Here is a 26662-nt window from a genome sequence, read left to right on the forward strand (position 1 = left end):
GTTACCCGAGTCGAACCATCCGTCGCGGGCCGTAACAACCACGGGTTATTCGTAATGGTGGCGACACGACAGGATGTGGATGATCTCGTTTTCGACCCGGTACACCAACCGATGTTCCTGGGTGATCCGCCGCGACCACCAACCGGCCAGACTGTGGAGCAGTGGTTCCGGCTTTCCGATCCCATCGGCCTGACCGTTGGACTGGATGTCATCGAACAACCGGTTGATCTTGCGTGCGGCGCCCCTGTCGTTCGCGACCGTCCACACATAGTCCTTCCACGCCTCGCTGGAGAACTGCAGCTTCACGCCACTCCCGTCGAATCATCGTCCTCGGAAACGTCCAGACGCTCACCGGGGACGAAGCCACCGGTCGCGAACTCTTCCAGTCCCCGTTGTAGATGCCGGGCATTGGCGGGGGTGCCCAGGAGATGGGCGGTCTCTTTCAGTGCTTCGTATTCGCGCAGGGAGACCACGATCACGGATTCGTGACCCGCGCGGGTCACCACCACCTCTTCCAGATCATCGGTCGCGGTATCCAGTACTTTCGCCAGAGTGGCGCGAGCTTCGGAGTACGAGACTTGCTTCATACCGACGATTGTACAGATTATTTGTACAACTGTATCGGTGCCGTCATTCGGGCGACCACTGTACGTCGAAACCCGGGCGCCGGCGGGCTCGAGCCTGTCCAGGTAGTACTCGAACGGGGACCGGCCGAGGCCCTCACCTGTGTGGCTGTCGACAGAACTCAGTGCTCCCGCTGACCGGCAACAGTGCTGTCGCTCGAGAATCCCGAACCATACTGTGAGCCACACCACGCCGTCCGGGGCGAGTAGCAACAGGAGCACCTCATGAGCGCACGTCATTCCGTGACACCGATCGATGTCACGGAGGTCGACCGATATGACCACGAGACCGATGTGTTGATCGTCGGGTACGGCTGCGCGGGTGCATGCGCAGCCCTCGAAGCCGGCGAGACGGGCTCCGAGGTCATTCTGCTCGAGCAGCAGAGCGGCGGCGGTTCGTCGGCACTGTCGGGTGGGGAGATGTACCTCGGCGGCGGCACGCCGGTCCAGCAAGCATGCGGGTTCACCGACTCCGCCGAGGACATGGAGAAGTTCCTGCTCGCCGCACTCGGCCCGGACGCCGACGAGGAGAAGGTCGGCCTCTACAGCCGCGACAGCCTCGCGCACTACCAGTGGCTGGTCGGTCATGGTGTGCCGTTCAAACACTCACTATGGGATTCGCCCACATGGGTTCCGCCGACCGACGACGGTCTGATGTGGATGGGCGAGAACGCCTACCCGTTCAACGAGATCGCACGGCCGGCACCGCGCGGACACCGTGTCGCAGCCGAGGGCTTCGGCGGCAAAGTACTCATGGCGAGGCTCAGCGAGGCCGTCGAGAACAAGCCCATCGCGATCCACCGCGACACACAGGCACTGCGGCTGATCGTCGACGGTAAGCGCGTCGTCGGCGTGCAGGCACGCCACTTCAACGACACCGTCTCCTACTACGCACGACGCGGCGTGATCATCACGACCGGAGGCTTCGCGGACAACAGCGAGATGATTGCGCAGCACGCACCACAGCTGGTCGGGCTGGGAATCAACAGCGACGGCGGAGACGACGGCCGCGGGATCGTGATGGCACAGGCGGTCGGTGCTGCGGTCAAACACATGTCCGCCGGACAGATCGGGATCAGCGCGGTCCCGGGCATGATGGTGCGCGGTATGGCCGTCAACAATCTCGGACAGCGGTTCATCAACGAGGACGTCTACCCCGGGCTCATCGGGCAGGCTGCACTGTTCAAGCACAACCTCCAGGTGTGGGTGATCCTCGACGAGCAGGCCTACGAGGAGGTCCCGGTCGACGAACGGTGGGGTGTACGACCACATTTCGTTGCCGAAACGCTCGCCGAACTCGAACGCGAGATCGGTATGCCCGACGGCGCGTTGCAGACCACCGTCGGCGAATACAACCGGCATGCGGAGCGAGGCGAGGACCCCTACTTCCACAAGGCCGCCCGGTGGCTGCGCCCGATGCGGTCACCGTTCGCAGCGATCGACGTCCGGCGCGGCATGGTGGCCCCCAGCGAGGGCGGCACCGAGAACGGTGGCGGCGCTGCGGTATTCACCATCGGCGGCCTACACACCACCGTCGACGGCAACGTCGTGGACCTCGACGGGAACACCATCACCGGACTCTTCGCGGCCGGACGCGCCACGTCGGGACTACACTCCTGGGGATATATCAGCGGCACCTCGCTGGGTGACGGCACCTACTTCGGCCGGCGCGCCGGTGCCGCCGCCGCTTCCAGTTCGGTGCATCATCCCAGAGAGGCTGGCGCGGCGTAGTGCATGTGTTGCAGCGGCGGGACGACCCGGCGTTGCCTGTGCCAACTCCATCGTCGAAGCCGTTGTGAGGCCGCTCGGAAATCGCCGTCAGCCCTGGTTGTCGCCTGGTCACCGGTCCGCCGCCGAGTAGCCGGCGCGCCGTCCGGAGAAAACACAGTCGGCGATCGACAGGCCGCTGACGTAGGACTCGGAGCAGATTCCGATCGCGGTCCGGCCCGCGGCATACAATCCGGGGATCGCCTCGCCTGCAGTGGATGTCACCGAGCCGGTGTCCTCGTCCACGATCAGACCGCCGAGGGAGAACATGGGGCACGGGTTGGTCAGCTTCGGACGCACCGACACATCCAGCAAGGTGAACGGGCCCGACCCGATCGGGTGGGTGAAGTCCGCCGGCTTACCCATCGGATCGACCTCGCCGCGACTGATCGCCGCATTGTGCAGCTCGACTGTCTTCGCGAGTCCGTCCGCGCTGATCCCCACTCGGCGCGCCACCTCACGTAGCGTTCCTGCCCGAACCGCCGAGGTGCGCAGCAGCGATTCCGCCTGCACCCGCTGGAACCAGATCGCCTCGTCCGTCAGCTGCTGCTTCGCCCGGCGCATCAGCTCGGCGTCGACCAGCAGCCAGCCCTTGCTGCCCTGCTCACGTACCAGCGCGTTGCCGACCGCCGCACCGTAGCGGGTCTCGTCGATGAAGCGTTCGCCGTTCTCGTTCACCAGCAACCCGCTGTAGAACGCGCTGGGCGGGGCGATGAACCGCCACGCCGACACATTATCCATCCTGTCGGCGACCGCACCCGCCGACAGGCCCAGTTCGATGCCGGACCCGTCGTCACCGGTGGTGCCCAGCGCCAGACCGCCGGTGTAGCGGGGGGCATGCCGGGCCAGCAGTTCGGTGTTGGCGATATATCCACCGGCACTGAGGATCACACCTCGCCGGGCGCGGATCCGCACCTCACGTGCATACCGTCGTTCCAGCGCGTCCAGTCGTCGTTCGAGGATGCGGCGCAACGGCGGATAGTAGATGCCGGGTTTCGCGGCGACCGAGGCCAGCGCGGCAAAGCTCCTGCGGACCCCTGCCGGCGCATATGCCATCGTGCGCGCCCGCACGCCGACGACCCGGCCCTCGTCGTCGTTTTCGAGTGCGACAACTCTGGTGTGCGGACGCAACTCGACACCGGCACGGCGCGCGGCTCGTGCCAGCGGTTGGTAGATCTTCTTGCCCGACGCACCTTTGCCCTTGGCGCGATGGCCGCGTTGCACCGGGGGCGTGAGCGCGCGGAACTCCCCGGAGCATTCGCTACCGGAGTAGTAGAGGTAGTAGCGGTTGTCCGGGTAGGAGGTCTTGTAGGGGCAGACCGAGGCCTCGAACGGCACGCCGTGCCCCATGAGCCAGTCGATCATCTCGGGGCTCGAGTCGACGAATTTGCGCAGTGTTTCGGGGCGAACTGCGTCACCGACTTCGCCGGTCAGGTAGGCGAGCATCTCCTCCGGAGTGTCCTGGACCCCGGCTTCGCGCTGAATCGTGGTACCACCGCCCGCGTAGACGATGCCGCCGGACAGTTCCGTGGCGCCACCGCCGTTGAACCGGTCGACGGCGAGGACCTGCGCTCCGGCCGCGCGCGCCTCGAGCGCCGCGCATGCACCGGCCGCACCGAACCCGACGACGAGCACATCGGTTGTGGCATCCCAGACCATCTCGAACCCTTCCGAGCAGAAACACGTTCTTGTAGTAGGTCGCCGCCAGGGGCGCATACCGCGGCCCACGAGCCCGATACGAATTGCAGACAACACTATAACGTGTTGCAGTTTTGCTCGTCCTGGACACGTGCCCGCAGCGGCCACTGCGCCGCGCGACCCGTCCTACGGTGCTGTCGCGCCGGCCGGCCCGGGCATCGACGCCAGCACCCGGATGAGCTGTTCGGCTGTCCGGTGGGGGTGGGTGAACATCCCGTTGTGCGCTCCCGGGAATTCCTCGACTGTCCGACCGACACGCTCGGCGATCTCGACTGCGGGGTAATACGGCAGGCAGCCGCGGGTGTCACGGCCGACCGCGAGCACCAATCGATCCGCCACCTCGGTCAGGGCCGCGTAATCGGGGATGTAGGAGGTGAATTCACGGAATTCGTGCTCGAACATGATCGGCGCGTTGGCGGCGCTGCGTTGTTGCCGCTGCACCGCACGTTCGGACGTATCGGCCGGTTCCGGTCCCGGCTTCATCGCCCCGCCGATCGCGGTCATGAATCGGGCAGCGGCAGCGGCGAGCCCTTCGGTCCGCAACAGCTCGTACACCTCCTCGACCATGGCGCGATGCGTGGCAGCGTCGGGCAACACCGCGAAGCACGGCGGCTCGTGGGCGAGGAGCGCATGCACCCGATCCGGGTGGCGAGCCAGCAGATCCAGGCCGACGATCGCACCGTGACTACCTCCCCAGATGTATGCGGGATCGTCGGTCAGATGTGTCACCAGCCGGTAAGCGTCCTCGCTCTGGGTCGCGACGTACTGGTCCTCGGGGATGCCGCTGTCGAGCGTGCTGCGCGAATAACCGCGAGCGTCGAAGGCGACGACGGTGAAATGCTGTTCCAGCACCTCGGCCATACCGTCGGCCGCGTTGGCGTCGCCCCCACCGCCCGGAATCAGCAGCAACAGCGGCCCGCTCCCCCGAATCTCGTAGTACAGCGTCGCGCCGGGAACGTGCAGTGTGGCCGCCTTCATCGGTCGGTACCTTCCTTCGGATAATCAGGCCAGTTCGACAGCGTCAGGTGCAGCGCGTCGACGATGTGCGGCCAGGAGTCCTCGGCTGCCCGCGAGTGGGCGAATCCGCCGGCGGACTCGAGCGTGGCGAATCCGTGAAAAGTACTGCGCAGCAGACGGGCAGCGTCGAGCCCCTCGGCGTCCTCCAACCCGTAGCCGCGCAGGATCGCCGCGGTCAACTCGATACTGCGCATCAGGGCGGGCTCACCGGCCACAGCGGCGGGGTCGATCCGAATCTGTGTGGCCGCGTAGCGCTCCGGATATCGGAGTACATAGGCTCGGTATGCGCCTGCGAACGCGATCAGCGCATCCTTACCGGAACGACCGGCGATCGCCGCGCCGATACTGTCGTTCAGCTCGTCGCTGGCCCGCAAGGCGAGCCGAACGCGCAGATCCTGCAGGTTGCGCACGTGCACGTACAGGCTCGGGTCCTTCACGCCGCACCGCTTGGCTACGGCGGACAACGTGAGCTTGTCGAACCCGGCCTCGTCAGCGAGTTCCACCGCCGCACTCACTACCCGCTCGGTAGTCAGACCCATCCGTGGCGCCATCTCACCCCTTTCCTAGGGGGATTAGGTTATAGCCTACGCCGAGTAGGCACAAAAGGTGCGCACGTAACCGAGCACACGGAATGTCGCGATCGATTTACCTACCGACCGTGGACAGCGGTCGCAAGATCAGCCTGGCACCGGACACGTGCCCGGCTTCCATGCGGCGGTGCGCCTCGGCGGCGCGGGCCAACGGAAGGACGTCGGCGATCCTCGCGACCAGGATCCCATTGGCCAGGCCCTGGTTGATGGTTCGGGCGGCGGCCGCCAGGTCGGGGATGGTGGCGTTGCTGATGACGAATCCGTGCAGGGATATGTCACGGGTGTAGGCGACGTCCACCGGGAGTGGCACGCGTGGCCTCGGGCCCGCTGCGGTCAGCAGAATGCGACCTCCACGAGCGGTCGAGCTCACTGCGGCATCGAAGTCGTGATGTCCGGAGGTGTCCCAATACACGTCCACGCCGCCGCCGGCCGCACCGCGGATCTGCTCGACAGCGTGCGGGTCGTGGTAGTCGACGACAGCGGTCGCGCCGGCGTCGCGGCAGTGATCGAGTCCGGCACCGGAAGCGCCGGCGATTACCCGGGCGCCCGCGGCGGCGGCCAGCCGCACCACCGCGTCACCGATGTTCCCCGCACCGCCACCGACGTAGATCGTCTGCCCGGGTTCCAGCCGCGCATGCCGGAACAGTCCCAGCCAAGCGGTCGCGGCCATATGCGCCACGGCGACCGCCTGCATCGGGTCCGCACCGTCGGGAAGCCGATACAGCCTGTCCACGGGCACGGTCGCGTACTGTGCGAACGAACCCTGGCGGCCACCGTGCCCGAGGCTGTTCTCCCATACCTGATCCCCCACCGCGAAGCCGCCGACTCCGGCCCCGACCGCGGCGACCGTGCCGACCAGATCACGTCCGATCACGAACGGGAACGGCGTGGGTGTCGGAAACGCTCCCGAGCGCACCAACGTGTCGACCGGGTTCACCGTGACTGCTTCGACGGAAACAAGCACGTCGGTCGGCCCGATCACCGGCACCGGGAGCTGTCCGCACCGGATAGTGTCCGGCCCGCCCAGCTCCCGCACGTAGGCCGCTTCCATCGACCGCGGGATCTCAGCCACGGCACGGCCTCCGAAACAGCCGGGCCGTCACGACGACTCCGGACGGTCCGCGCGGTCATCGGGAACCGCGGCCCCGTAGATGGCCGCCCAGGCCCGCTGCAGCTCGTCCTCGCGGGCATGACCGAACTCGTATGCCGGGGAATGCACCGGCAGCGCGCGCTCGACGTGCACCAGAATCGCCTCGTGCGCGGGGTATCCGGGCCCGTGCAGGTCCAGCAGCCACCGGTACATCCATTCGAACACCTCGTCGCCGGGATCCCGCAGCTCCGCGGTCCCCTTGAATCGGTATCCGCGGCGTTTGAGGAAGTCGACCACGTTGACCTCGAGGCGGGGATCGCGACGCAGGTTGGCGACCGTGTTCGGGGACGCCTGATTCAAGAACACCAGGTGATCATCGCCCCATACCCGGATGGTGCCCTTGGGGGACAAATTCGGCGATCCGTCGGCGCATATCGTGGCGACGAATCCCAGTTTGGCGCTGTCCACGATGGCCCGCATGTCCTGATCGATGATGCCCATTCACACCTCCTCGGCGTCGGCTGCTCCTCGCCAGTTGCCAGGGAGCTCGCCGCGGCGATTCAGTCCTCGACGCTCAGCGCCTGCCGGTAGGTCAGCCGTCCCTGTGTCTGCAGCAGTGAGCGACGATAGATCCGCTCCGCCACCACCACGATGCCGTAGGCGAATACCGCCATGACTGCGAGGGAAACCAGGGGCTCCCACCAGTCGGCGGTACCGGCCGCGAGACGGGCGGGCATGGTGACGATGGATGCGACCGGGATATAGGAGGCGACGGTCTGCCAGGTACCGGCGGCGAAGATGCCGAGGAACAGCACGATCATGATCATCATGGTGAGCGGGGTGGAGGTCGATTGGAGGTCTTCGCTGCGGGTGGCCAGCGATCCGGCGACCGCCCACAAGCTGGCCAGGGCGAGGAATCCGACGACGAAGAAGACGATGAACCACCCCGCTGCCCCCGCGATCTGGGTGACACGTTCGGTCTCGCCCAGGATCGCCAGCCCGGCCAGGCCCGCGGCCGCGAACAGCACCAGCTGCCCGAAGGCCATCACCGTATTGCCGATCACCTTCCCGATCAGCAACTGGCGCAACGGGATCGCACTGGCGAGAATTTCGACGATCCGGTTCTGCTTCTCCTCGATCACACTCTGCGCGATCGACATGCCGAACAGTACCGACGCGATATAGAACAGGAAGGCGAACACGAACGCGATGACCTTCGCGAATCCGGGGTCGATCGCAGACTCGTCGAGAACGGTGGTGTTCACCTGCCCGCCGCGGGCGAGCTGTTCGAGGGATGTGCCCGCGGCGACGGCGTTGGTTTGCAGTGCGGTCTGCCGCGCAGCCGCGGCGATGGGGGTGCTCACGTCGTCGTCGACGGAGTCCTTGCCGACTAGCCGCCATCCCTGCGACGTCGCGATCAGCCCCACATCGACCGTTCCGTCGCGCACCTGCCGTTCGAGTGCGTCCGCGTCAGCGACCTGGTGGATGGTGAAGCCGACGTTGCGGCCGGTGTCCTCGGCGATGCCACCGGCAGCATCCACCACGTCCGCGGCGCCGGTCCCGACGACGGCGACATCGACGGTCTGTGTTCTGCCACTGAGGAATCCGCTGATGGCCAGCGACGCCACGATCGCGACGACGGTGACGACGGTCGAGATGAGGAAGTTGCGGTCCCGCAGCTTGACCGCGATTTCGCGCCGCGCCACGATCTGCCACACGCCGCGCGGGGCCGCGGCCACCGTATTACCCCGATTCTGTGCGTCGGTGGCGACCGTCACGCCGTCACCTCCCGGAAGATCTCTGCCACCGACGGCCGTACCTCGGCGAACTCATGGACCGATCCCTGTACCAATGCCTGCGCCAGCACCTGATCGGTGGTGGCGCCGGTCAATTCGAGCAGGACCCCCGAGCCGTTGCGCTCGACCACTGTGACCCCGTCGAATTCGCCGAGCCACCCGGTATCGGTTCCGGTGCGCAGCCGGTAACGCAGCGCACCGTTGTCGCGCAACCGGGCCGCGGAGCCCTGTGCGACAACCCGGCCGCCTGCCAGGATGACGAGCCGGTCGCACAATCGTTCCACCAGATCCAGCTGATGTGAGGAGAACAGGACCGGGACACCCCGGGCCGCATAGTCACGGAGCAACGCGGCCATGGAGTCAACCGCGGCCGGGTCCAGCCCGGAGAACGGCTCGTCGAGGATCAGCGCCGCCGGCCGTGCCACCACTGCCGCCGCGATCTGGACACGCTGCTGATTGCCCAGCGACAGCGACTCCAGCTTGTCCTTCGCTCGGTCCCCGAGATCGAACCGTTCCAGCAACTCGGTGGTCTGCCGCCTGCTCTCGGTGGCCGAAAGTCCTCGCAGCCGAGCCAGATACACCAGCTGATCCTGGATCGACTGCTTCGGGTACAGCCCCCGCTCCTCGGGCATATACCCGAACGAACGCCGGTCGACCGCCGTCACCGGCCGACCACCCCACTGCACGTGGCCGCCGTGCAGGGCCAGAACCCCCATGATCATTCGCATGGTCGTGGTCTTGCCCGCGCCGTTGCCGCCGACGAACCCGGTCAGCGCACCCGGCTCGACCGAAAATGACACATCGTCCACGGCCACCTTGGCACCGAAGCGCCGCACCAGATGCGAGACCTCGAGCATCGGACCTCCCCACACGTCGATCACACTGGAGAGGCGACCGCTTCGGTCCTGCCGACCGTTCGGCCGCCTCGAGTCGGTAGACACCGACCGTAGTCGACCGGCACGCCTCCCGCGGGCAAGGTTTGCCCATCGCCTCGCACACCGTGGGTCTGCCGGGCATGAGTCCGTGACCGCGCTTCCAACCACGACCTCTCCGCCACCGTGATCCAAGGCCAGGTGCTACACCTGTCCGCTCGACTCGGGTACCGGGACGCGATCATCGAGCAGTCCACAGGGTGCGCGAACCGACGGAGCGGCGCATCACTGAACTGTGGACAGTCAGCGCGGCGTCGAGTTCACTGCCGCCTGCAGCCTCTCGGCGAAAGCGAGGGCCGCCTGCAGATCGGCGTCGTCGGGGCGTCCCTTCCGGATTCCGCCGACGACTGTCAGCGGTAGCCAGGTATCGAATCCGCGGCAGTGGAATGTGTCGATGGTGTCGAATCCGCGTCGTCGCAACAGTGTGGTGAGGGAACGGAGGTAACGGCGGAACGGGGGCTCCGGAAAGCCGCTGGTGGCGAACACGAATGCGGGCGCCGACGGCTGCTGCGGCAGCTCGCGGATCAGGTTGCGCAGGCGGGGATGGAAATTCATGTTGAAGATTCCGGAGCCGAACCCCACCAGGTCGTAGCCTGTCAGCTCGGCCGGGTCGACCTCCTCCGGTTCGACCACGCGTGCGTCCAAGACCTCCCCGATAGTGTCGGCGATGCGGCGGGTATTGCCGTGCGAGACCGATACGCACACGATGATTGCCTTCACGAGACTCCCCTGTTCGCCCGTTCGACTGCTGATGCGGATCCTATCGTCGGTCCACTCACTACGATGGCGCCATGGGTGAGATCACAGTGGAGCGGCGGGATGCGGTCGCAGTGGTGACGGTGTCGGATCCGCAACGCCGCAATGCGCTGACACTCGAGCTCTCCGAGCAGCTGGCGGCGGCGATCGCCGCGGCGGAGGCGGATCGCGATGTCCATGCCGTCGTGATCGCCGGTGAGCCACCCGCATTCTGTGCCGGTGCCGATCTGAGCGCGCTCGGCGAGGCTGCCGAGGAGGGCCTGCATGCGATCTACGCAGGTTTTCTGGCCGTGGCGCACTGTTCACTCCCGACTGTCGCGGCGGTCGGCGGGGCTGCGGTGGGCGCCGGGCTGAACCTGGCGCTGGCCGCGGATGTGCGGATCGCCGGACCGCGGGCACGTTTCGACGCCCGGTTTCTGAAGCTGGGTCTGCATCCCGGTGGTGGCATGACCTGGATGCTGCAGCGCGCGGTGGGTCCGCAGCAGGCGACCGCGATGACCCTGTTCGGCGAGATCCTCGACGCCGACGCCGCGCACAGTGCGGGACTGGTGCATCGTGTCGTGCTCGGTGACCAGGACGATCTGGTTTCCGCGGCAGTGGAATTGGCCTCCGGTGCTGCCGCGGCTCCGCGAGATCTCCTGGTCACGACAAAACGTACGATGGATCACACGCGGACACTGGACTCGCATGCCGAGGCCGTCGACGTCGAGATCGCATCACAGGTCGTGTCGCTGCGGTCGCAGGAATTCACCGACCGCCTGGCGGCGATGAAGGCTCGCATCGGCGCCTCCGACTGATCCCTCACCGACTGCACTGTTTACGGGCGCGGTTCATATCCACCCGGCCGCCGTGCAGCGGCGTACCGTCGGCCGCGAGCCGTACCGGTGCGCTGCCACCATGACACGTGGCGGGGGTGCCGTCGGCGTGCACGACGCGCCACCACGGCACCCCGTCGGCGAGCAGGCTCATGATCCGTCCTACCTGTCGGGGGCCGGCACCGATCTGCTTGCCGATGTCGCCGTAGGTGGCGACCGATCCGGCTTCGATGGCCGTGACAGCGGCGCGGACCTCGTCGACGATGCTCATGGTCGATGTCAACGCCGCATCGGGTAGATCAGCTTCCCGTCCTCGAGCACCGCGTCGGGGTTCACGGGGGCCGTCCACGCAGCATCTCGAGCACGTCGGCGAACTCGCGCGTCGAATGACCGATGGTCCACACTCGACGAGTCATGCCACCTCGATTCCTGATCCCGCACCGATCGCGCAGTCGCAGCGAACCTCGTCTGCCCGGGAGAAGGCGACGGTCCGTACCGACCCTACCGAGCTGGAATGCGAGGCTTGGAGAATTGCATTCTCTTTGGCGTAGAGTTTTAATTTCGCGTGGTTCGTGCCGCGCGAACCGAATGTGAGGAGATGCGGTGAGCATCGACAGCAAACCGTCCCAGCGCCGCCATGTGCTGCTCGAACTCGGCTTCGCCACCCGGCGTGCCGGCGACGAGTTGCACGGATCGGCGACGATCGAGCCGGAACACCACGTCCCCGGGACCACCCACCTGCGTACCTCCCTCCTCGCCACCTGGGCCGACACCGTGGCGGGACTACTGGCGTCACTGGTGATGAACCCACGCGTGCCGGTCACCCTCGAACTCGACGTGAACCTGTACCGGCCGGCGCCGGCGACCGGGCGCATCGACGCGGTCGGACGCACCGTCAAGGTGGGCCGATCGGTGTTCGTCGCGGAAGTGGAATTCGCCGTCGACGGTGAACCGCTCGGACTCGCAGGTGCATCGTTCATGGTGGCCCCCGACCCCGACCTGCAGATGCCGCGCGCGGTGAGCATCGATATGCCGGCCGGGCGCCACCGCTTGTCGGTGCCGCTGGCCGAACGCCTGGCCTGCGAGCGGGTGAGTCCCGGGGTGGCGGTGCTGCCACGCTCGGACGAGGTACTCAATGCGGCGGGGTCGATCAACGGCGGCCTCATCGCGGTGGCCGCCGAGGAGGCGGTGCTGTCACTGGCTCCCGGCGACAGCCTCGGTTTCCTCGGGTTGCGTTATCTGCAATCGGCCAAGGCCGGGCCGGTGACAGCATCGGCTACCCTGCGCGGCGGCGCGGGCCGAGTCGAACTGCGCGACAACGGAAACGAGTCCCGGCTCACCACCCTCGCGACGGTTCGCACATTCGGTGGCTCGACAGGCCCGTAGGGCGGCGCTGCCGTTCAGTTCGGGCTGTCCAGTTCGACCCGTGCCACCAGTGCACGATGATCCGCGCCGGGCAGATCCACCGTCACCACGTCGGTGGCGTGGCCTCCGGAGACGAGGATGTGGTCGATCCCGATCAGTGCGGGCCATCGCTTATCGGTGGGATAGGTGACCAGATGTCCCGCACCTGCCTGCTCGGCGGCATCCCCGAAGCGACCCGACACCAGGGCTCGGAAGCGGTAGTGGTCGTAGGTGGCGTTGAAGTCACCGCCGACGATCACGGGGCGATCCGACGGTGCGCGCCCGAGAATCTCACCCAGCCTGGTCAATTCGTCACTCCAGAGTCGCACACCCGATACCGGCGGAACCGGATGGAAGGCGTACACCGACACCGGGCCGACCTGCGGGATCTGCACGGTCGCCGACAGCTGGTTCAGCACGAACCCGTCGTATTCCATCGCGTCGGCCAGTGGGTAACGGCTCCAGATACCGGTCCCGGTAGCGAACCGGCCCGGCGACAGGTGACGATGCGGCAGTATCTCGTCCAGTCCCGCCCGGTGCAGCCCCTCGACTGCGGCCGGGGTGAGCTCGTCGACGGTCAGCACCTCGACCCGGTGGTTGCGGACCTGATCCACCACGGCTCGCGGGTCGGCGCCGTCGAACAGCAGATTCGACTGCATCACCGTCACCGGAGTCCCGTCGCCGGATCGGCCGACATACAACGGGACCTGCGTCCACACCGCCGCCGCGACCACCACCAGCGCCACACCTGCGCTCTTCCAGCTCCGCAGCCCACCGAAGATCAGCAGCCCGACCACAGCGCACAGCATCAGATACGGCGTCCCCGACGCTGCGAGCACCGTGATCGGTGAGTCGACGCGGCTGAAATGCAGCGCTACCCCCGTAACTCCGGCCGCCGTCGCGATCCACCCGAGAGCACCGACCCCGCCTCGCACCACCGTCGCCATCACGGTCGACAGCCAAGCACACGACCCCGGCGCGGCGTCGCACTCACTATTCGACCGACCGGAAGCGCGGCACCGAAGCAGACGTCAGCTCGCCGACAGGGCCTCCCGCAGCACGGTGTCGAATCCGGTCGGCTCGCGCCCGATCAACGTCGCCAGAGTCGGGTCGACCGTCGCGAATTCACCGGCTCGACCGGCGGCGAAGATGTCGATCATCATGTCCGCCTGTGCCGGCGGGGCGCCGTGATCGATCATCTGCTGCCGGAATTGTTCGTCGGAGACGGTGATGCGTTCGATCGACCGGCCGGTGAGTTCCGCGGCGAGGGCGGCGATCTGGTCGAAGTCGATGGCCTGCGCCGCGGTCAACGGTGGTGTGGGGCCGTCGAATTCACCGTCCTCGGTCAGGATCGCGGCGGCCGCGTCGGCGAGGTCGGCGTGTGCGGTCCAGCTCACGGCGCCGTCGGCGGGCAGGACGAGTTGTCCGGTCGCGGCGGCTTGTCCGAAGAATCGCATCGCGCTCGCGGCGTAGAAGCCGTTGCGTAGCGAGGTGAACGGCACACCACATGCCTGCAGTGCCGTTTCGTCGGTGGCGTGATCACGGCAGGGCTCGAACCGCGAGTCCGGTGCAGCACCCATGTGACTGGTGTAGAGGATGCGGCGCGCCCGGGCCGCGACAGCTGCGTCGATGGCGACCCGGTGCTGCCGGACGGCCTCGGCACCGAGTTTGTCCACCGAGACGATGAGGACCTGGTCGGCACCTTCGAAGGCATGGGTGAGGCTGTCCGGGTCGGTGAAACTGCCCTGGCGCACCCGGACCCCGCGTTCTGCCAGGTGCTGTGCCCGGCGCGGGTCGCGGACGCTCACACCCACCCGCTCGGCGGGGATCCGCGCCAGCAGGCTCTCGACGATTCGGCCGCCCAGTTGCCCGGTGGCTCCGGTCACGATGATCATATTTTTCTCCCGATATTTCCATCGATAGCAGTATGCCGTTAACGATGATACTTTCATTGGAAACAGTCAAGCGTTATCGTTGTTCAATGGCATCGTCGAGCCCCTCCGGAGCACACCCCAGCACGGTCACCGACGGTGCGGTGCCGGCCCGCGAACAGCATCGGGAACGGGTCGTCGCAGCCGCCGCCGATCTGCTGGAACGTGGCGGCCGGGACGCGGTCACCACCCGCGCCGTTGCCGACGCGGCGGGAGTACAGCCACCGGTGATCTACCGCCTGTTCGGTGACAAGGACGGCCTACTCGACGCGGTGGCCCAGTACGGTTTCGCGACATTCGTCGCCGCCAAGAACATCGATCCCGATCCGCCGGACCTGCTCGAGGACCTCCGCGCCGGCTGGGATCTCGCGGTCGACTTCGGCCTGTCCAACCCCGCCCTCTACACCCTCATGTACAGCGAACCCGCCGGCACCGAATCGAGCGCATTCCGGGCCGGGCTCGAGATCCTGCGGGCCCGCGTGCACCGCCTGGCCGCGGCCGGCCGGCTCCGCGTCGACGAGTCCACGGCCGCCGGGATCATTCACGCCACCGGCCGAGGCGCGGTGCTGACCTGGCTGTCACTGCCCGAAGCCGACCGAAACCCGGCCCTGCTCACCGAACTTCGGGAGGCCATGGTCACCGCGGTCACCAACGAACGCCCGGCCGTCCAGGATGCCGGCCCGGCCGGGGCCGCACGCGCGTTGCGCGCCACCCTGCCCGAGGCGACCACACTGACCCCGGCCGAACAGGATCTGCTGCGAGAGTGGCTGGAGCGCTTGACAACCGAGCTGTGAACGGCGAGCACAGCACTGCCGGCAACCCCGACGTCATTCACTGATCCGGGGTCGCATCGGCGCTGGCGATGCCGAGCACCTCGAGGAAGGCGATCGCGGCCGGTGTACTGCCGCTGTGACTCCACACCGCGTACTCGACGCGCATCGGTGCGTCGGTCACTTCGACGGCGACCACTCCCCGCAGCCGGGGAACATAGCGGGAGGCGAGCATCGCCACCCCCAAACCCTGTTCCACCAATCGCGCCATCATCGAGTCCGCGGTGGTGACCTCGTAGGCGATCACCCGATCCAACCCGGCCGCGGCGAATGCCTGGTCGGACTGCGCCCGCCCGGCGGTTCCCGCGGGCAGGTCCACGAAGACCTCCGACGCGAGCGTGCGCAGGTCCACCGCTGTTTCGGTGGCGAGCGGATGGTCCGGCGCGACCAGGGCGACGAGCCGGTCGCGGGCGAGTTCGAGGGCGGCCACCCCACTGGGCCGCGCCGTGATCGGTAGCCCGAGGAAGGCGACGTCCAGCTCTCCCTGCTCCACCTGCTCGGCCAGCTCCTCGCTCGCCGCGACCCGCAGCCGGATCTGCACGTGCGGATAGCGGGTGCGGAACTCCCGCAGACCGACCGGGATGTCTACGGCGGCGACAGTGGGAATCAGTCCCACCCGTAACTGCCCACGGATTTCCCCGACCGCCGCGGCAACCTCGGCCGCCGCGCGCTCGGCGGCGTCGAGACACTGACGGGCCGCGGGAAGGAACGCCTCCCCCGCCGGTGTTGTTCGCACGCGCCGACTGGTGCGCTCGAATAGTTTCGCGCCGAGTTCGCGTTCCAGCCGGGCGATCTGATGGCTCAGTGCCGACTGCACCACCAGGCAGCGTTCGGCTGCCCGGGTGAAGCTGTTGGTTTCGGCGACGGCGATCACATAGCGCATCTGCTGCAGCTCCATGGATCCATCTTGTATCGAGATTGATCCGGTGACAAACATGTGTTGGACTCATAGATGGGTCGCGGATGACACTTCGAGTATGAAAAGCCCAGTCGCAGAGCCGGTTCCCGTCGGCACCGCAGGACCTGCCGCTGGTGGGCGGCTGTCCCGCACCGCGTTGACGGCGCTGGCCCCCATCTCGTGGGGCACCACCTACATCGTCACCACCGAACTGCTCCCACCCGGACACCCCCTGTTCGCCGGAATGCTGCGCGCATTGCCGGCCGGTCTGATCGTGCTCGCCATCACCCGGACACTGCCGCACGGCACCTGGTGGATGAAGGCCACGGTGCTCGGCGTACTGAACATCGGCGTACTCAACGCCCTGCTGTTCATTGCGGCCGAACGCCTCCCCGGGGGCGTCGCCGCCACCCTCGCCGCAGCACAGCCGCTGCTCGTCGCCGTGCTCGCGGTGGCGATTCTGCGTGAACGCCTGTCGGTACCTCGGTTGATCTGGGGAGTCGTCGGCGTGGCCGGCGTCGGCCTGGTGGTGCTCGGACCGACAGCGGCCCTCGACGGAGTGGGGATCGTGGCCGGCCTGGGCAGTGCGGCCTCGATGGCGCTCGGGCTGACGCTCACCAAATACTGGGGGCCACCCCCCGAGGTGAGCACCACCACATTCGCCGGCTGGCAGCTCGCCGCCGCCGGACTGTTCCTGCTCCCGATGACCGGCCTGTTCGAGGGCGCGCCACCCACGATCGATCTGCCCGCCGCGCTCGGCTATCTCTGGCTGGGACTGGTCGGTGGCCTGATCGCCTATGTGCTGTGGTTCCGCGGCATCGCCACCTTGCCCGTGTCGTCGGTCGCGGTGCTCGTTCTGTTGTCCCCCTTGGTCGCCGCGGGGCTGGGCGCGGTCGTACTCGACCAGACACTCGGACCGATCCAACTCCTCGGATTCGGGCTCGCACTCGCCGCGATCGTGGCGGGACAGATCGTCGGAAGGAAATAAACATGCGCAACGAACACACGATCCTGGTCACGGGAGCGACCGGCACGCAGGGTGGTGCGGTGACGCGGCGACTGCTCGCCACCGGCTACCGGGTACAGGCACTGGTTCGCGACCCGAACCAGCCACCGGCACGAACGCTGCAGGCACTCGGCGCCGAGTTGGTCGTCGGCGACCTCGACGACGTGCCGTCGTTGCGGGCCGCCGCCCAGGGCGTACACGGCATATTCAGTGTGCAGCCGGCGGATCTGTCGGATCCACATCCCGAAAGCGAAGTGCGCCGCGGAATGAACGTCGCGGACGCCGCCGACGCCGAGCAGGTCCAGCATCTGGTCTACAGCTCGGTCGCCGCGGCGCACCACGATTCCGGGGTCGCCCACTTCGAAGCCAAGGAACGGATCGAAGCCCACCTCGAGACACTGGACATACCGGTGACCGTCCTGCGGCCGGTGTTCTTCATGGAGAACCTCCGATATCTGGTCCCGCCAGCGGAACACGGCTTCCGCAGGGGCACTATCGCGCTGGAACAGGACTCGACCTTGCAATTGATTGCCGCCGACGACATCGGCCGCATCGCCGCGGAGGCGTTCACCCATCCGGGCGAATTCACAGGTCGCGCCATCGAGATCGCCGGCGACGAACTGACGGTGCGCCAGATCGCCCAGGTGCTGACCGACGCCCTCGATGCCACCACACTATTCGAGCAGCAGCCGATCGAAGAGTTGCGCGCGCATGCACCGGATATGGCAGCGATGTATCAGTGGATCAGTACGCACGGGTACCGGGCCGAAATCGCCGCCCTCCGCGACCGCCACCCCGAACTGCTGACCTTCGATGCATGGGCGCGCATGCACCGAAAGGATTTCGGAAAATGAAGAGCGGCATCGTCCTTTGTCTCACCCTTGCCTGGTCGGTCACCGCGTCGATGGCGCCCCAGCCGGTAGCGGAAGCACACGCACCATGGTTTCCCGCCTCGGTCGCACTCCCTGCCGGATTCCGTCCCGAGGGCATCGCGATCGGTTCGGACCCGACGGCGTATCTCGGATCGCAGACCGACGGATCCATCTATCGAGCGAATCTGATCACCGGGCGCGGAGCCCTGCTCAGCCGCGGACCTGGCACACCCGCGATGGGCCTCGCCGTGGACGACCGCGGCCGGTTGTTCGTTGCCGGCGGGGCGGCAGGCGACGCTCGTGTCGTCGACACCCGCACCGGTGTTGTCCTCGCTTCTTACCAGCTTGGGACCTCGCCGGACGCATTGGTCAACGATGTGATTCTCACCCCGGAAGGAGCCTGGTTCACCGACTCGCACACCCCGGTGCTGTACTACCTGCCATTCGGCGGTGCGGGACTACCTGCCATTCGGCGGTGCGGGTAAGTTGCCGCCACCCGAGGCAATACAGCGGCGGCCGCTCACCGGAGAAATCCGGTATCTGCCGAACGTATTCAACGCCAACGGGGTTACCCGCACCCCCGACGGCGCAGGTCTGATCATCGTCCAGTCGGCAACCGGTCGGCTGTTTCGTATCGCGCCTGAGACGGGCGTGACCCGGGAGATCGATCTCGGCGGTGCAAGCCTGCGCGACGGTGACGGCATGTACTTGCGCGGCAGCACGCTGTTCGTGGTGCAGAACCGGACCGAGGCGATCGCCGTCGTCCAACTCGACAGCACAGGCCTGACCGGCACCGTGCTCCGGCAGCTCACCGACCCTCGGTTCGACGTACCGACAACGGTCGCCGAATACGCGGGCCGCCTGTATCTCCCCAATGCACGATTCACCACCCCGGCGACACCGACCACCACGTATTCGGTGGTTGCGGTGCATCCGTAGTCGCTCCGGCGATTCAGCGCCCTTCGCCTGCCACGGCATCCGGGCGGCCAGGTCGCCGCGGCGCGGCCGGGCACGGGACACGACCGCGGTCGGTAGTCTGTGCTGCGATGAACGCTGCACCGGATCCCGTGGTCGCCGATATCGCTGTGCCGGATGTGGTTCGCACCGAGTTGCGCCGCGGCGTGCGCAGTGTGCTCGTCGACACCGTCGCACTGCGGATGGTGCGGGAACGGTTCGATGCCGAGCAGGCGGGGGCCTTGGGGCGGTATCTCGAGGCGTCGCAGTCACCGAATACGGTGCGCGCCTACCGCTCCGATTGGATCGGGTGGTCGGCGTGGTGTGCCGGTGAGGGCCGCCAGGCGCTGCCCGCGGACGCGCTGGATGTGGCCGTGTATCTGGCTGCGGCGGCCGATGCTCGCAAACCGTCGGGTGAGTGGGCGTTCGGGCCGGCGACGCTGGAACGCAAGAGTGCGGCCATCGCGGCGGTGCATGCAGCCAACGGGCTGGCCTCTCCCACCCGTTCGGATGTGGTGCGGTTGACGCTGCGCGGTATCCGCCGCACCCGGCGCAGTGTGCCCAAACGTAAACGGCCGGTACTGTTGCACACCCTCGAACAGCTGTTGGCGGGGTTGCCGGAACCGGGATGGCCGGCCGAGCCGACGCGACGCCGCGACCGACTGTTATTGCTGGTCGGATTCGCGGGCGCGTTGCGGCGTAGCGAACTGGCGGGTCTGCGGATCGGCGATGTGGCGATAACGGTCGACCACGGCACCGGCGAGCCGGTGCTGCTGGTGCGGCTGCCGGCCACCAAAACCGATCCGACCGGTGCCGGTGGACAATCGGTGGCACTACCGCGTGGCGTGCACCCGGCGACCTGTCCGGTGTGCGCGTTCGCGGACTGGATCATGTTGCGTGACATTCACACCGACGGCGGCAGCACCGCCCTCCGTTCGCTGACACCCGACACCACGCCCGGCATTCACCGCTGCCACGGATTCACCGGTGCGACGCGGGTCTCCTCGGATGCCGCGCTGTTTCCTCCGGTCACCCGCCACGGCGGTATCGGGATCGATCCCATCTCCGGGCGTGCGGTCGCCGAACTGGTGAAGCGCTATGCCGCACGTGCGGGTCTGGATCCGGCGTTGTTCTCCGGCCATTCACTACGCGCCGGCTTCGCGACCCAGGCGGCCCTCGGCGGAGCCAGCGACCGCGAGATCATGCGGCAGGGCCGGTGGTCCAACCCGCGCACTGTGCACGGCTACATCCGCACCGCGAACCCGTTGGAGGACAACGCGGTAACCAAACTCGGTCTCTGAACGGTTCATAGCCGGCGCCTCGCTGTTCGCGGTCGCGACACCTTTCGACACCGACACCACCGTCGAGGTCCGCCACGGAAAGACACTCGTCGACGCCGCGGCCGCGGCTGGAATCGACCACATCGTGGTCTCCTCCGCCACGCACTCCGACCGAGCCTTCACGACCCACATGGGCACCATGCTCGGCGAGTTCGGGACCACACCCGACTCAGCTGACAGCCGGGGACGTCGGCCGACGAGGTCCGGGACGGTACGGCTACTGGGCCGGCCCGGCGGGTGACGGCTCGGATCGTCCTATCCCGGACACAGTTTCGCGAGCCGAGCGGAGGCTTTCAAAAGCGTCATGGACTGCTCGTTCAGGCGTTGTCGCCACTCTTGGACCTGGTGCAGCGCCGTACCCGCCGCCCCGTCGCGGTGGATGCGGGAGATCGCCTGCGCGATGCGAGGCAGCGGGAAGTGGCCGCGGCGCAGCAGATAGACGAGACGAGCATCCTGAACGTCTCTCGGCGTGTACACACGATGTCCGGTGTGATGCCGACGAGGTCGTAGTGCGCCGGCTCGTTCCCAGCTCCTGAGGGTGGCTGCGGTGACGCCGATGTGACGCGCAAGCTCACCGACCGTCAGGGTGGCGTGTGCCGGCTGCGGACTACGCGGGAAGCGGGAGGCGGCGCGCAGTACACCGTCGAGCTGTCGGAGGGTTTCCCGGTCCGTCACGATCTGCGCGTGTGCACGGTCGAGGGCTTCGAGCGCATCGTCGGTGCGGCCGCCGACGAGGGCCGTCATGATCGAGACTCCGGTGGCGTGACCGACCGCTCCGGACAGCGCGACGAAGGCGAGCAGCGCGTCGAGATGACGCTGCTCATAGACGCGATAGCCGTGTTCGGTGCGGGCAGCCGGGTAGATGATGCCCTGGGCCTCGTAGTTACGCACCGCCTGCTGAGACATGCCTGCCGCCCGAGCCAGGTCGACCGGTCTCATCGCACCCGGTTTTGAAGGTCGGACCACATTCTCTTGGGCATTTCACCTCGAACCTTCCACCGGTGATTCACAGTTACGATAACAAGGCATGTCACCGAGCACAGCCGAGAATCCCCGCCGACCGCGCACGCCGGACTTCGTCCTGACCTCGGACGAGCTCAGAGCGGTCACCGCCTTCAACGTTGCATGCGTCGAGCAGGTCATCGGGCTCTTCGAACAGGCGCACCCCACCGATGCACGACCGCGGGCCGCGGTGAACGCTGCACAGGCATTCGTGAGCGGAGGGCCCCGGACCAAGGAGCAGCGCGTCACCGCGCTCGCCGCGCACCGAGCTGCGAAAGACGCCGAACCGCCGGCAAGGTATGCGGCGATGGCCGCCGGCGACGCTGCAGCCTCCGCATATCTGCACCCGCTCGCAGACGCCGAGCAGGCAGGACACATTCTGCGGGGGCCCGCCTATTGTGTCCTCGCACTACGACATCGAGCGGTAGAGCCCCTGACGCATGCGGACGCCGTCACAGGTGTCCTCATGCACGTCACCCCTCGGGTGATCCGAGTGTTACTGCGCTACCCGCCGGTGAGTCACCGCCGTCGGGATGTTGCTCCGGTGATGGTCGAACTCGACGAGCGTCTACGAGGAACTCGCTGCCATGCCTGAGACGGCTGCGTCACCGGCACGATCGGCCCGTGCTCGGTCGGCGCTGGCCGCTGGGCGCCGCCATTCCGTAGGCGTGCGTTCCGATGGGTCGGTCGTGACGGCGGGCATTCCCCGAGCACCGGAGTGCGGTGTCGGCACCTGGCACGACATCGTGGCCGTCGCTGCGGGAAATGTGCACACCGCCTCCAATACCGGCCGCTCCCACACGGTGGGCCTACGCGCCGACGGCACCGTCGTCGGGGCCGGCTGGAACGGTGACCGACAGTGCGATGTCACCGACTGGACGAGCGTCGTGAATATCGCCGCAGGCTGGCGGCGCACCCTGGCGGTCCTGGCGAACGGCACCGTGTGCGCGACCGGCCGGATACAGGAGGGTGCGTGCGAGGTCGACGCGTGGCGCGACATCGTCGCCGTCGCCGCCGGAGATTGGTGCTCGGTCGGCCTTCGTGCCGACGGCACCGTCACCGCTGTCGGAATCGACCGCAGGGGACAGTGCAGGGTCACCGAATGGCGCAACGTGCGCTCGATTGCGGCGGGTTGTCTGCATACCGTCGCCGTCACCGAGGACGGACGGGTACTCGCCACCGGAGACATATCGTGCGGCGCCACCAGGGTGTCCGGCTGGCGTGAGGTGGCCGGAGTATCCGCGGGGAGCTACCACACGGTCGCCGTCGATACCCGAGGCCGAGTACTCGCCGCCGGAGACAACACCCACGGACAGTGCGATGTCGCATCCTGGCGCGACATGGTCTCGGTCGCCGCCGGATCCACGCATACCCTCGGGCTGCACAGCGACGGCACCGTCCTCGCAGCCGGCAACAACCACCACGGTCAATGCGACACCGCCCAGTGGGAACTCCGCCGGCTCCGCTGAATGGACTTTCATCACTCTTCCGCCACACAGGAATCCATGAAGTTCGTCGAGCACACACGGCCGGGGAACGCCCCTACGCGCTCTCGCAATGTCGCCCGGCAGGTGTCACAGCATGCCCGAAATTACTGTTCCGTCACCGGTATTCAGTGGAAACAATCCCATTCTCCCGCCCGGTAGGTCTCTGTTTCCCGAAATACCTGCTGGTTTTCCGCGCCGACACGGACCTCAGCACTGCCATCCCACGCCGAACCGGTGGCGGGCCGAGCGAAGTTGGCAGCCGCTGTGATATCCATCCCGTTGCGCAGAACGGTGTTTCATGACTTCACGAGAGAGTTCAACCGACCCACAGCTGCAATCCGCACCATGACCGAACAAATGCGTCATTGCGCATCGCACGGTGCCCTGAACCGGTTGTCCGATTGCGCGAATTGGCGTTTTATGCCCCCGACGGCGGACGGATACCGTCGAATTCATGGAGTGGAATTTCCGATCGGCCGAAGAGCTTTCGGCCGCATTGCGCGCCGGTGACGTCACCTCGGTGGAACTGACCGACGCAGCGATCGCCGCTATCGAGCGCGACGACACATCGATCAACGCGATCTGCGTCGCGACCTTCGACAGTGCCCGGGCCGCCGCCCACCGCGCCGACCAGGCACGCGCCCGCGGCGAGGACCGGCCGCTGCTCGGGATCCCGGTGACGGTCAAGGAGTCCTACGACATTGCCGGGCTGCCCACGACCTGGGGTATGTCGCAATACTCGAATTACATACCAACCGAGGACGCGCTGCAGGTGTCGCGGCTGAAGGACGCCGGTGCGGTGCTGCTCGGCAAGACCAACGTGCCGGTGATGCTGCGAGACATCCAGAGCTTCAACGACATCTACGGCACCACCAACAATCCGTGGGATCACAGCCGCACCTCGGGCGGGTCCTCCGGTGGGTCGGCGGCAGCCCTGGCATCAGGATTCGGCGCACTGTCCATCGGCTCCGACCTCGCCGGTTCGTTGCGCACTCCCGCACATTTCTGTGGGATCTACGCCCACAAACCGTCACTCGGCCTGGTACCGACCCGCGGCATGGTCGCACCGCCCGCACCGGCGTTGCCGGTCGATCTCGACCTCGCCGTCGCCGGTCCGATGGCGCGCACCGCCCGCGACCTCTCGCTGCTGCTCGACGTCATGGCCGGACCGGACCCGCTGACCCACGGCGCCGCCTACGACATCGCGCTGCCACCCCCGCGCCACGAGCAGCTGTCGGACTTCCGGGTCCTGATCATCGAAGAGCATCCACTCATTGCGACCGGATCGGCAGTGCGAACGGGCGTGAACCGGGTGGCCGAGGCACTCGCCGATGCGGGGGCACGCGTCGAACGACACAGCGCGCTGCTGCCCGACCTCACCGAAGCGGCGACACTCTACATGCAGCTGATGCTGTCGAATGCGGCCGCAGGTCTTCCCGTCGACGTGTACGAGCAACTCCGGGCCAGCGCCGCCGCCCTGGGTGCGGACGACCGGAGTCTGGCTGCGGCGCGGCTGCGCGGCATAGTCCTCAGCCACCGCGACTGGGTGGAGGTGAACAATCGTCGCGAACTCCACCGCCGAAGCTGGCGACAACTGTTCGCCGAGTTCGATGCCGTGGTGTGCCCCATCACGCCCACCGCCGCGTACCCGCACAACCACGAGGGAGATCTGGAAAAGCGCCGCGTTGATATCGACGGCGTCGCCTACCCCTACTTCGACCAGCTGGTATGGGCCGGTGTGGCGACCATGCCCGGTCTCCCCGCCACCGCCGTACCGGCGTGCCGCTCCCCCGAGGGGCTTCCGGTGGGAGTGCAGCTCATCGGCCCGATGTACGGCGACCGAACCACGCTGCGGCTGGCCGAACTGCTCGAGCAGACTATCGGCGGCTTCCGAACACCGTAGTACCCGCCGCCGCCTGGCAATACGGGCCGAGCACCGGTGCTGTGGATGTCGTCCACGTCGCGGCCGCCGGCGACGCGAACGACATCCACACGACCGATATGTCGAGAAAGCGCGACTGTGGCGCTGTACGGTTGCCGCCACAGGTATCGCAGACGGATTCGCGGTGGCGCGCACGATCAGGAAGGACGGATCCATGTCGACCGAACCCGATCGGATCGCCGAGCAACCGGACGAACACCAGCCCGCGGACGACGCTGCGAGACCGGGACCGAAGTCGTCGGGCCGCCGCGAGACCGGCCTCGACCGAGTGGTGTTCGGTGTCACCGCCGCGGCCGCGCTCGGCTTCGTGGCCTGGGGTATCGCCGACCAGGCGAGCCTGGCTTCGGCGTCGGCCGATGCCCAGTCCTGGGTGATCACCAACACCGGCTGGCTGTTCGTGTTGATCGCGTCGGCGTTCGTGGTGTTCTCGTTGTGGCTGGCAGTCAGCCGATACGGCAAGATCCCGCTCGGCGCCGACGATGAAAAACCCGAATTCCGCACCGTGTCATGGATCGCGATGATGTTCAGCGCCGGTATGGGGATCGGCTTGATGTTCTGGGGTGTGGCCGAGCCGCTCACCCACTTCGTGAACCCACCGCCGGGCACAGTGGCGCCGCAGTCGTCGGAGGCCACCGGCGTGGCGATGGCGACCACCCTGTTTCATTGGACGCTGCACCCGTGGGCGATCTACGCGGTGGTGGGTCTGGCCATCGCCTACGGCACCTTCCGCAAGGGCCGCCCGCAGCTGATTTCCGCGATGTTCCGGCCGATCCTGGGGCGCCGCGCCAACGGTTTCGGTGGCCGCCTCATCGATATGATGGCGATCTTCGCGACGCTGTTCGGTTCGGCCGCATCACTGGGGCTGGGCGCACTGCAGATCGCGGCGGGCCTGGAATTCAACGGCTGGGTGGATGCGGTCGGCAAGGTCGGTCTGGTGGTGATCATTACCGCACTCACCATCGCGTTCATCGTGTCGGCGGTGTCGGGCGTGGAACGCGGAATCCAGTGGCTGTCCAATATCAATATGGTGCTGGCGCTGGTGATCGCATTGTTCGTCTTCATCGCCGGCCCCACCCTGTTCATGTTGAATCTGCTGCCGAACGCACTCGGTGAATACGTCGACGATCTTGCCCGGATGGCTTCGCGTACGAACGCCGACGGCAGCGCGGAGATGAAGACGTGGTTGTCGCAGTGGACGATCTTCTATTGGGCGTGGTGGATTTCGTGGACCCCGTTCGTCGGCATGTTCATCGCCCGCATCAGCCGGGGCCGCACGATCCGCCAGTTCGTCACCGGCGTGCTGGTGGTGCCCAGCGCGGTGAGCCTGGTGTGGTTCGTGGTCTTCGGTGGCGCGGCGATCTTCCAGCAGCGTGAGACCAAGGACCTCACCGAAGCCGACGGCTCGGTCGATTCGAATTTCGCGCTGTTCCATCTACTCGACCACTACCCGATCGCGTCGGTCACCGCCGCGCTGGTGATGGTGCTGGTGGCGATCTTCTTCGTCTCCGGTGCGGACGCGGCATCGATCGTGATGGGGACACTGTCCGAACGCGGCAGGCTGGAACCGTCGAAGTTCACCGTGGCGTTCTGGGGTGCGGCGACGGGTGCGGTCGCGGCGATCATGTTGATCATCGCCGATGCCGGTGACCTCAGTGGCGCGTTGAACGGCCTGCAGGCTCTCACCACGGTGGTGTCGCTGCCGTTCGCGGTGGTGATGGGGTTGCTGTGTGTGTCGCTCTACCGCGATGTGCGCACCGACCCGATCATCGTCCGTGAGGATCGAGGGGTCGAACTGGTGACCGGCGCGGTGACCGCGGGCACCGAACGCCACGACACCGATTTCGAACTGGTCACCAAGGCGGTCGCCGACGACAGCGACGAACGCGATCGGTGACCGACGGCCTTGTCCGCC

At 67.1% G+C, this 26662-nt stretch carries 29 protein-coding genes; 14 read left to right on the forward strand and 15 right to left on the reverse strand.

The features are described 5' to 3' along the window. Nucleotides 1-45 precede the first annotated feature (45 nt). Nucleotides 46-306, reverse strand: coding sequence for a Txe/YoeB family addiction module toxin (locus NV2_RS21950; protein WP_067877631.1), 261 nt, complete (start codon nucleotides 304-306; stop codon nucleotides 46-48). Continuing rightward, nucleotides 303-587: a type II toxin-antitoxin system Phd/YefM family antitoxin gene (locus tag NV2_RS21955; protein ID WP_067877634.1), complete on the reverse strand. Its 285-nt coding sequence runs from the start codon at nucleotides 585-587 to the stop codon at nucleotides 303-305. Before NV2_RS21955 ends, NV2_RS21950 begins: the two co-directional genes overlap by 4 nt. A gap of 261 nt (nucleotides 588-848) precedes the next feature. Between NV2_RS21955 and NV2_RS21960 the strand changes: the two genes are divergently transcribed. Further along, complete coding sequence (locus NV2_RS21960; RefSeq protein WP_067877637.1) at nucleotides 849-2354, forward strand: FAD-dependent oxidoreductase; 1506 nt, start codon at nucleotides 849-851, stop codon at nucleotides 2352-2354. Between the two features lie 108 nt (nucleotides 2355-2462). On the opposite strand, the gene NV2_RS21965 is transcribed toward NV2_RS21960, so the two are convergent. The 8 genes from NV2_RS21965 to NV2_RS22000 all read right to left on the reverse strand — a co-directional run bounded on the left by NV2_RS21965 (nucleotide 2463) and on the right by NV2_RS22000 (nucleotide 10233). Further along, on the reverse strand, nucleotides 2463-4049 hold the full coding sequence (locus NV2_RS21965) for an FAD-binding protein (RefSeq protein WP_067877640.1): 1587 nt from the start codon (nucleotides 4047-4049) through the stop codon (nucleotides 2463-2465). A gap of 165 nt (nucleotides 4050-4214) precedes the next feature. Continuing rightward, entirely contained in the window at nucleotides 4215-5066 is an 852-nt protein-coding gene (locus NV2_RS21970; protein ID WP_067877643.1) for an alpha/beta fold hydrolase, read from the reverse strand. Continuing rightward, nucleotides 5063-5644 carry a TetR/AcrR family transcriptional regulator gene (locus NV2_RS21975; protein ID WP_067877645.1) on the reverse strand — a complete coding sequence of 194 codons (582 nt, stop codon included), beginning with the start codon at nucleotides 5642-5644 and terminating at the stop codon, nucleotides 5063-5065. Before NV2_RS21975 ends, NV2_RS21970 begins: the two co-directional genes overlap by 4 nt. 106 nt (nucleotides 5645-5750) lie before the next feature. Next, a complete protein-coding gene (locus NV2_RS21980; RefSeq protein WP_245662730.1) occupies nucleotides 5751-6767 on the reverse strand; it encodes an NADPH:quinone reductase in 1017 nt (338 codons plus the stop codon). 27 nt (nucleotides 6768-6794) lie between these two features. After that, a complete protein-coding gene (locus NV2_RS21985) occupies nucleotides 6795-7286 on the reverse strand; it encodes a pyridoxamine 5'-phosphate oxidase family protein (RefSeq protein WP_067877651.1) in 492 nt (163 codons plus the stop codon). Between the two features lie 59 nt (nucleotides 7287-7345). Further along, nucleotides 7346-8563: an ABC transporter permease gene (locus tag NV2_RS21990; protein WP_245662731.1), complete on the reverse strand. Its 1218-nt coding sequence runs from the start codon at nucleotides 8561-8563 to the stop codon at nucleotides 7346-7348. Beyond that, entirely contained in the window at nucleotides 8560-9438 is an 879-nt protein-coding gene (locus NV2_RS21995; protein ID WP_067877853.1) for an ABC transporter ATP-binding protein, read from the reverse strand. Before NV2_RS21995 ends, NV2_RS21990 begins: the two co-directional genes overlap by 4 nt. A 318-nt stretch (nucleotides 9439-9756) precedes the next feature. Next, nucleotides 9757-10233, reverse strand: a complete 477-nt coding sequence (locus NV2_RS22000) for a flavodoxin family protein (protein ID WP_067877654.1) — start codon at nucleotides 10231-10233, stop codon at nucleotides 9757-9759. Nucleotides 10234-10304: 71 nt separating this feature from the next. On the opposite strand from NV2_RS22000, the gene NV2_RS22005 reads away from it, so the two are divergent. Further along, on the forward strand, nucleotides 10305-11066 hold the full coding sequence (locus NV2_RS22005) for an enoyl-CoA hydratase (protein ID WP_067877657.1): 762 nt from the start codon (nucleotides 10305-10307) through the stop codon (nucleotides 11064-11066). A 4-nt stretch (nucleotides 11067-11070) separates the two neighbouring features. Here the strand turns inward: NV2_RS22005 and NV2_RS22010 are convergent, their stop codons facing one another. Then, entirely contained in the window at nucleotides 11071-11355 is a 285-nt protein-coding gene (locus tag NV2_RS22010; RefSeq protein WP_067877660.1) for an MGMT family protein, read from the reverse strand. Between the two features lie 332 nt (nucleotides 11356-11687). Between NV2_RS22010 and NV2_RS22015 the strand changes: the two genes are divergently transcribed. Next, nucleotides 11688-12470: a PaaI family thioesterase gene (locus NV2_RS22015; protein WP_067877662.1), complete on the forward strand. Its 783-nt coding sequence runs from the start codon at nucleotides 11688-11690 to the stop codon at nucleotides 12468-12470. 14 nt (nucleotides 12471-12484) lie between these two features. Here the strand turns inward: NV2_RS22015 and NV2_RS22020 are convergent, their stop codons facing one another. Together NV2_RS22020 and NV2_RS22025 are read right to left on the reverse strand one after the other, a co-directional pair. Next, a complete protein-coding gene (locus NV2_RS22020) occupies nucleotides 12485-13435 on the reverse strand; it encodes an endonuclease/exonuclease/phosphatase family protein (RefSeq protein ID WP_067877665.1) in 951 nt (316 codons plus the stop codon). A gap of 84 nt (nucleotides 13436-13519) precedes the next feature. Then, on the reverse strand, nucleotides 13520-14383 hold the full coding sequence (locus NV2_RS22025) for an NmrA family NAD(P)-binding protein (protein WP_067877668.1): 864 nt from the start codon (nucleotides 14381-14383) through the stop codon (nucleotides 13520-13522). An 86-nt stretch (nucleotides 14384-14469) separates the two neighbouring features. Here NV2_RS22025 and NV2_RS22030 point away from each other — a divergent pair, with 86 nt between their 5' ends. Next, nucleotides 14470-15213, forward strand: coding sequence for a TetR/AcrR family transcriptional regulator (locus tag NV2_RS22030; protein WP_067877671.1), 744 nt, complete (start codon nucleotides 14470-14472; stop codon nucleotides 15211-15213). A 37-nt stretch (nucleotides 15214-15250) separates the two neighbouring features. On the opposite strand, the gene NV2_RS22035 is transcribed toward NV2_RS22030, so the two are convergent. Further along, nucleotides 15251-16147 carry a LysR family transcriptional regulator gene (locus tag NV2_RS22035; RefSeq protein ID WP_067877673.1) on the reverse strand — a complete coding sequence of 299 codons (897 nt, stop codon included), beginning with the start codon at nucleotides 16145-16147 and terminating at the stop codon, nucleotides 15251-15253. A 79-nt stretch (nucleotides 16148-16226) separates the two neighbouring features. Between NV2_RS22035 and NV2_RS22040 the strand changes: the two genes are divergently transcribed. The 6 genes from NV2_RS22040 to NV2_RS32990 all read left to right on the forward strand — a co-directional run bounded on the left by NV2_RS22040 (nucleotide 16227) and on the right by NV2_RS32990 (nucleotide 20560). Then, nucleotides 16227-17135 carry an EamA family transporter gene (locus tag NV2_RS22040; protein ID WP_084475255.1) on the forward strand — a complete coding sequence of 303 codons (909 nt, stop codon included), beginning with the start codon at nucleotides 16227-16229 and terminating at the stop codon, nucleotides 17133-17135. 2 nt (nucleotides 17136-17137) lie between these two features. Continuing rightward, the gene (locus NV2_RS22045; RefSeq protein ID WP_067877676.1) at nucleotides 17138-18007 is read left to right on the forward strand and encodes an NmrA/HSCARG family protein; all 870 of its coding nucleotides are present in this window, start codon (nucleotides 17138-17140) and stop codon (nucleotides 18005-18007) included. Then, a complete protein-coding gene (locus NV2_RS32375; protein ID WP_245662732.1) occupies nucleotides 18004-18510 on the forward strand; it encodes an NHL repeat-containing protein in 507 nt (168 codons plus the stop codon). The genes NV2_RS22045 and NV2_RS32375 overlap by 4 nt, the downstream gene beginning before the upstream one ends. Next, nucleotides 18476-18964, forward strand: a complete 489-nt coding sequence (locus NV2_RS32380) for a hypothetical protein (protein WP_245662733.1) — start codon at nucleotides 18476-18478, stop codon at nucleotides 18962-18964. The genes NV2_RS32375 and NV2_RS32380 overlap by 35 nt, the downstream gene beginning before the upstream one ends. A gap of 107 nt (nucleotides 18965-19071) precedes the next feature. Continuing rightward, nucleotides 19072-20280, forward strand: coding sequence for a site-specific integrase (locus NV2_RS22055; RefSeq protein WP_067877678.1), 1209 nt, complete (start codon nucleotides 19072-19074; stop codon nucleotides 20278-20280). 7 nt (nucleotides 20281-20287) lie between these two features. Then, complete coding sequence (locus tag NV2_RS32990; RefSeq protein WP_157103025.1) at nucleotides 20288-20560, forward strand: 2Fe-2S iron-sulfur cluster-binding protein; 273 nt, start codon at nucleotides 20288-20290, stop codon at nucleotides 20558-20560. A 14-nt stretch (nucleotides 20561-20574) separates the two neighbouring features. On the opposite strand, the gene NV2_RS22060 is transcribed toward NV2_RS32990, so the two are convergent. Continuing rightward, nucleotides 20575-21258: a MerR family transcriptional regulator gene (locus tag NV2_RS22060; RefSeq protein WP_084475257.1), complete on the reverse strand. Its 684-nt coding sequence runs from the start codon at nucleotides 21256-21258 to the stop codon at nucleotides 20575-20577. An 88-nt stretch (nucleotides 21259-21346) separates the two neighbouring features. Here NV2_RS22060 and NV2_RS22065 point away from each other — a divergent pair, with 88 nt between their 5' ends. The 4 genes from NV2_RS22065 to NV2_RS22080 all read left to right on the forward strand — a co-directional run bounded on the left by NV2_RS22065 (nucleotide 21347) and on the right by NV2_RS22080 (nucleotide 26644). After that, the gene (locus NV2_RS22065) at nucleotides 21347-21916 is read left to right on the forward strand and encodes a putative immunity protein (RefSeq protein WP_067877684.1); all 570 of its coding nucleotides are present in this window, start codon (nucleotides 21347-21349) and stop codon (nucleotides 21914-21916) included. 73 nt (nucleotides 21917-21989) lie between these two features. After that, nucleotides 21990-22790, forward strand: a complete 801-nt coding sequence (locus NV2_RS22070) for an RCC1 domain-containing protein (protein WP_245662734.1) — start codon at nucleotides 21990-21992, stop codon at nucleotides 22788-22790. A gap of 472 nt (nucleotides 22791-23262) precedes the next feature. Beyond that, on the forward strand, nucleotides 23263-24711 hold the full coding sequence (locus tag NV2_RS22075) for an amidase (RefSeq protein WP_067877690.1): 1449 nt from the start codon (nucleotides 23263-23265) through the stop codon (nucleotides 24709-24711). 193 nt (nucleotides 24712-24904) lie between these two features. Beyond that, a complete protein-coding gene (locus tag NV2_RS22080) occupies nucleotides 24905-26644 on the forward strand; it encodes a BCCT family transporter (RefSeq protein ID WP_084475276.1) in 1740 nt (579 codons plus the stop codon). Nucleotides 26645-26662: the final 18 nt, after the last annotated feature.

Origin of the sequence: Nocardia vermiculata NBRC 100427, from assembly GCF_001613265.1 — a bacterium.
Classification (GTDB): Bacteria; Actinomycetota; Actinomycetes; order Mycobacteriales; family Mycobacteriaceae; genus Nocardia; species Nocardia vermiculata.

Coding starts and splice junctions, on each gene's coding strand:
- NV2_RS21955 (WP_067877634.1), bottom strand. CDS start 587: ATGAAGCAAGTCTCGTACTCCGAAGCTCGCGCCACTCTGGCGAAAGTA.
- NV2_RS21960 (WP_067877637.1), top strand. CDS start 849: ATGAGCGCACGTCATTCCGTGACACCGATCGATGTCACGGAGGTCGAC.
- NV2_RS21965 (WP_067877640.1), bottom strand. CDS start 4,049: ATGGTCTGGGATGCCACAACCGATGTGCTCGTCGTCGGGTTCGGTGCG.
- NV2_RS21970 (WP_067877643.1), bottom strand. CDS start 5,066: ATGAAGGCGGCCACACTGCACGTTCCCGGCGCGACGCTGTACTACGAG.
- NV2_RS21975 (WP_067877645.1), bottom strand. CDS start 5,644: ATGGGTCTGACTACCGAGCGGGTAGTGAGTGCGGCGGTGGAACTCGCT.
- NV2_RS21985 (WP_067877651.1), bottom strand. CDS start 7,286: ATGGGCATCATCGATCAGGACATGCGGGCCATCGTGGACAGCGCCAAA.
- NV2_RS21995 (WP_067877853.1), bottom strand. CDS start 9,438: ATGCTCGAGGTCTCGCATCTGGTGCGGCGCTTCGGTGCCAAGGTGGCC.
- NV2_RS22005 (WP_067877657.1), top strand. CDS start 10,305: ATGGGTGAGATCACAGTGGAGCGGCGGGATGCGGTCGCAGTGGTGACG.
- NV2_RS22010 (WP_067877660.1), bottom strand. CDS start 11,355: ATGAGCATCGTCGACGAGGTCCGCGCCGCTGTCACGGCCATCGAAGCC.
- NV2_RS22020 (WP_067877665.1), bottom strand. CDS start 13,435: ATGGCGACGGTGGTGCGAGGCGGGGTCGGTGCTCTCGGGTGGATCGCG.
- NV2_RS22025 (WP_067877668.1), bottom strand. CDS start 14,383: ATGATCATCGTGACCGGAGCCACCGGGCAACTGGGCGGCCGAATCGTC.
- NV2_RS22030 (WP_067877671.1), top strand. CDS start 14,470: ATGGCATCGTCGAGCCCCTCCGGAGCACACCCCAGCACGGTCACCGAC.
- NV2_RS22035 (WP_067877673.1), bottom strand. CDS start 16,147: ATGGAGCTGCAGCAGATGCGCTATGTGATCGCCGTCGCCGAAACCAAC.
- NV2_RS22040 (WP_084475255.1), top strand. CDS start 16,227: ATGAAAAGCCCAGTCGCAGAGCCGGTTCCCGTCGGCACCGCAGGACCT.
- NV2_RS22045 (WP_067877676.1), top strand. CDS start 17,138: ATGCGCAACGAACACACGATCCTGGTCACGGGAGCGACCGGCACGCAG.
- NV2_RS32375 (WP_245662732.1), top strand. CDS start 18,004: ATGAAGAGCGGCATCGTCCTTTGTCTCACCCTTGCCTGGTCGGTCACC.
- NV2_RS22055 (WP_067877678.1), top strand. CDS start 19,072: ATGAACGCTGCACCGGATCCCGTGGTCGCCGATATCGCTGTGCCGGAT.
- NV2_RS22060 (WP_084475257.1), bottom strand. CDS start 21,258: ATGAGACCGGTCGACCTGGCTCGGGCGGCAGGCATGTCTCAGCAGGCG.
- NV2_RS22065 (WP_067877684.1), top strand. CDS start 21,347: ATGTCACCGAGCACAGCCGAGAATCCCCGCCGACCGCGCACGCCGGAC.
- NV2_RS22075 (WP_067877690.1), top strand. CDS start 23,263: ATGGAGTGGAATTTCCGATCGGCCGAAGAGCTTTCGGCCGCATTGCGC.
- NV2_RS22080 (WP_084475276.1), top strand. CDS start 24,905: ATGTCGACCGAACCCGATCGGATCGCCGAGCAACCGGACGAACACCAG.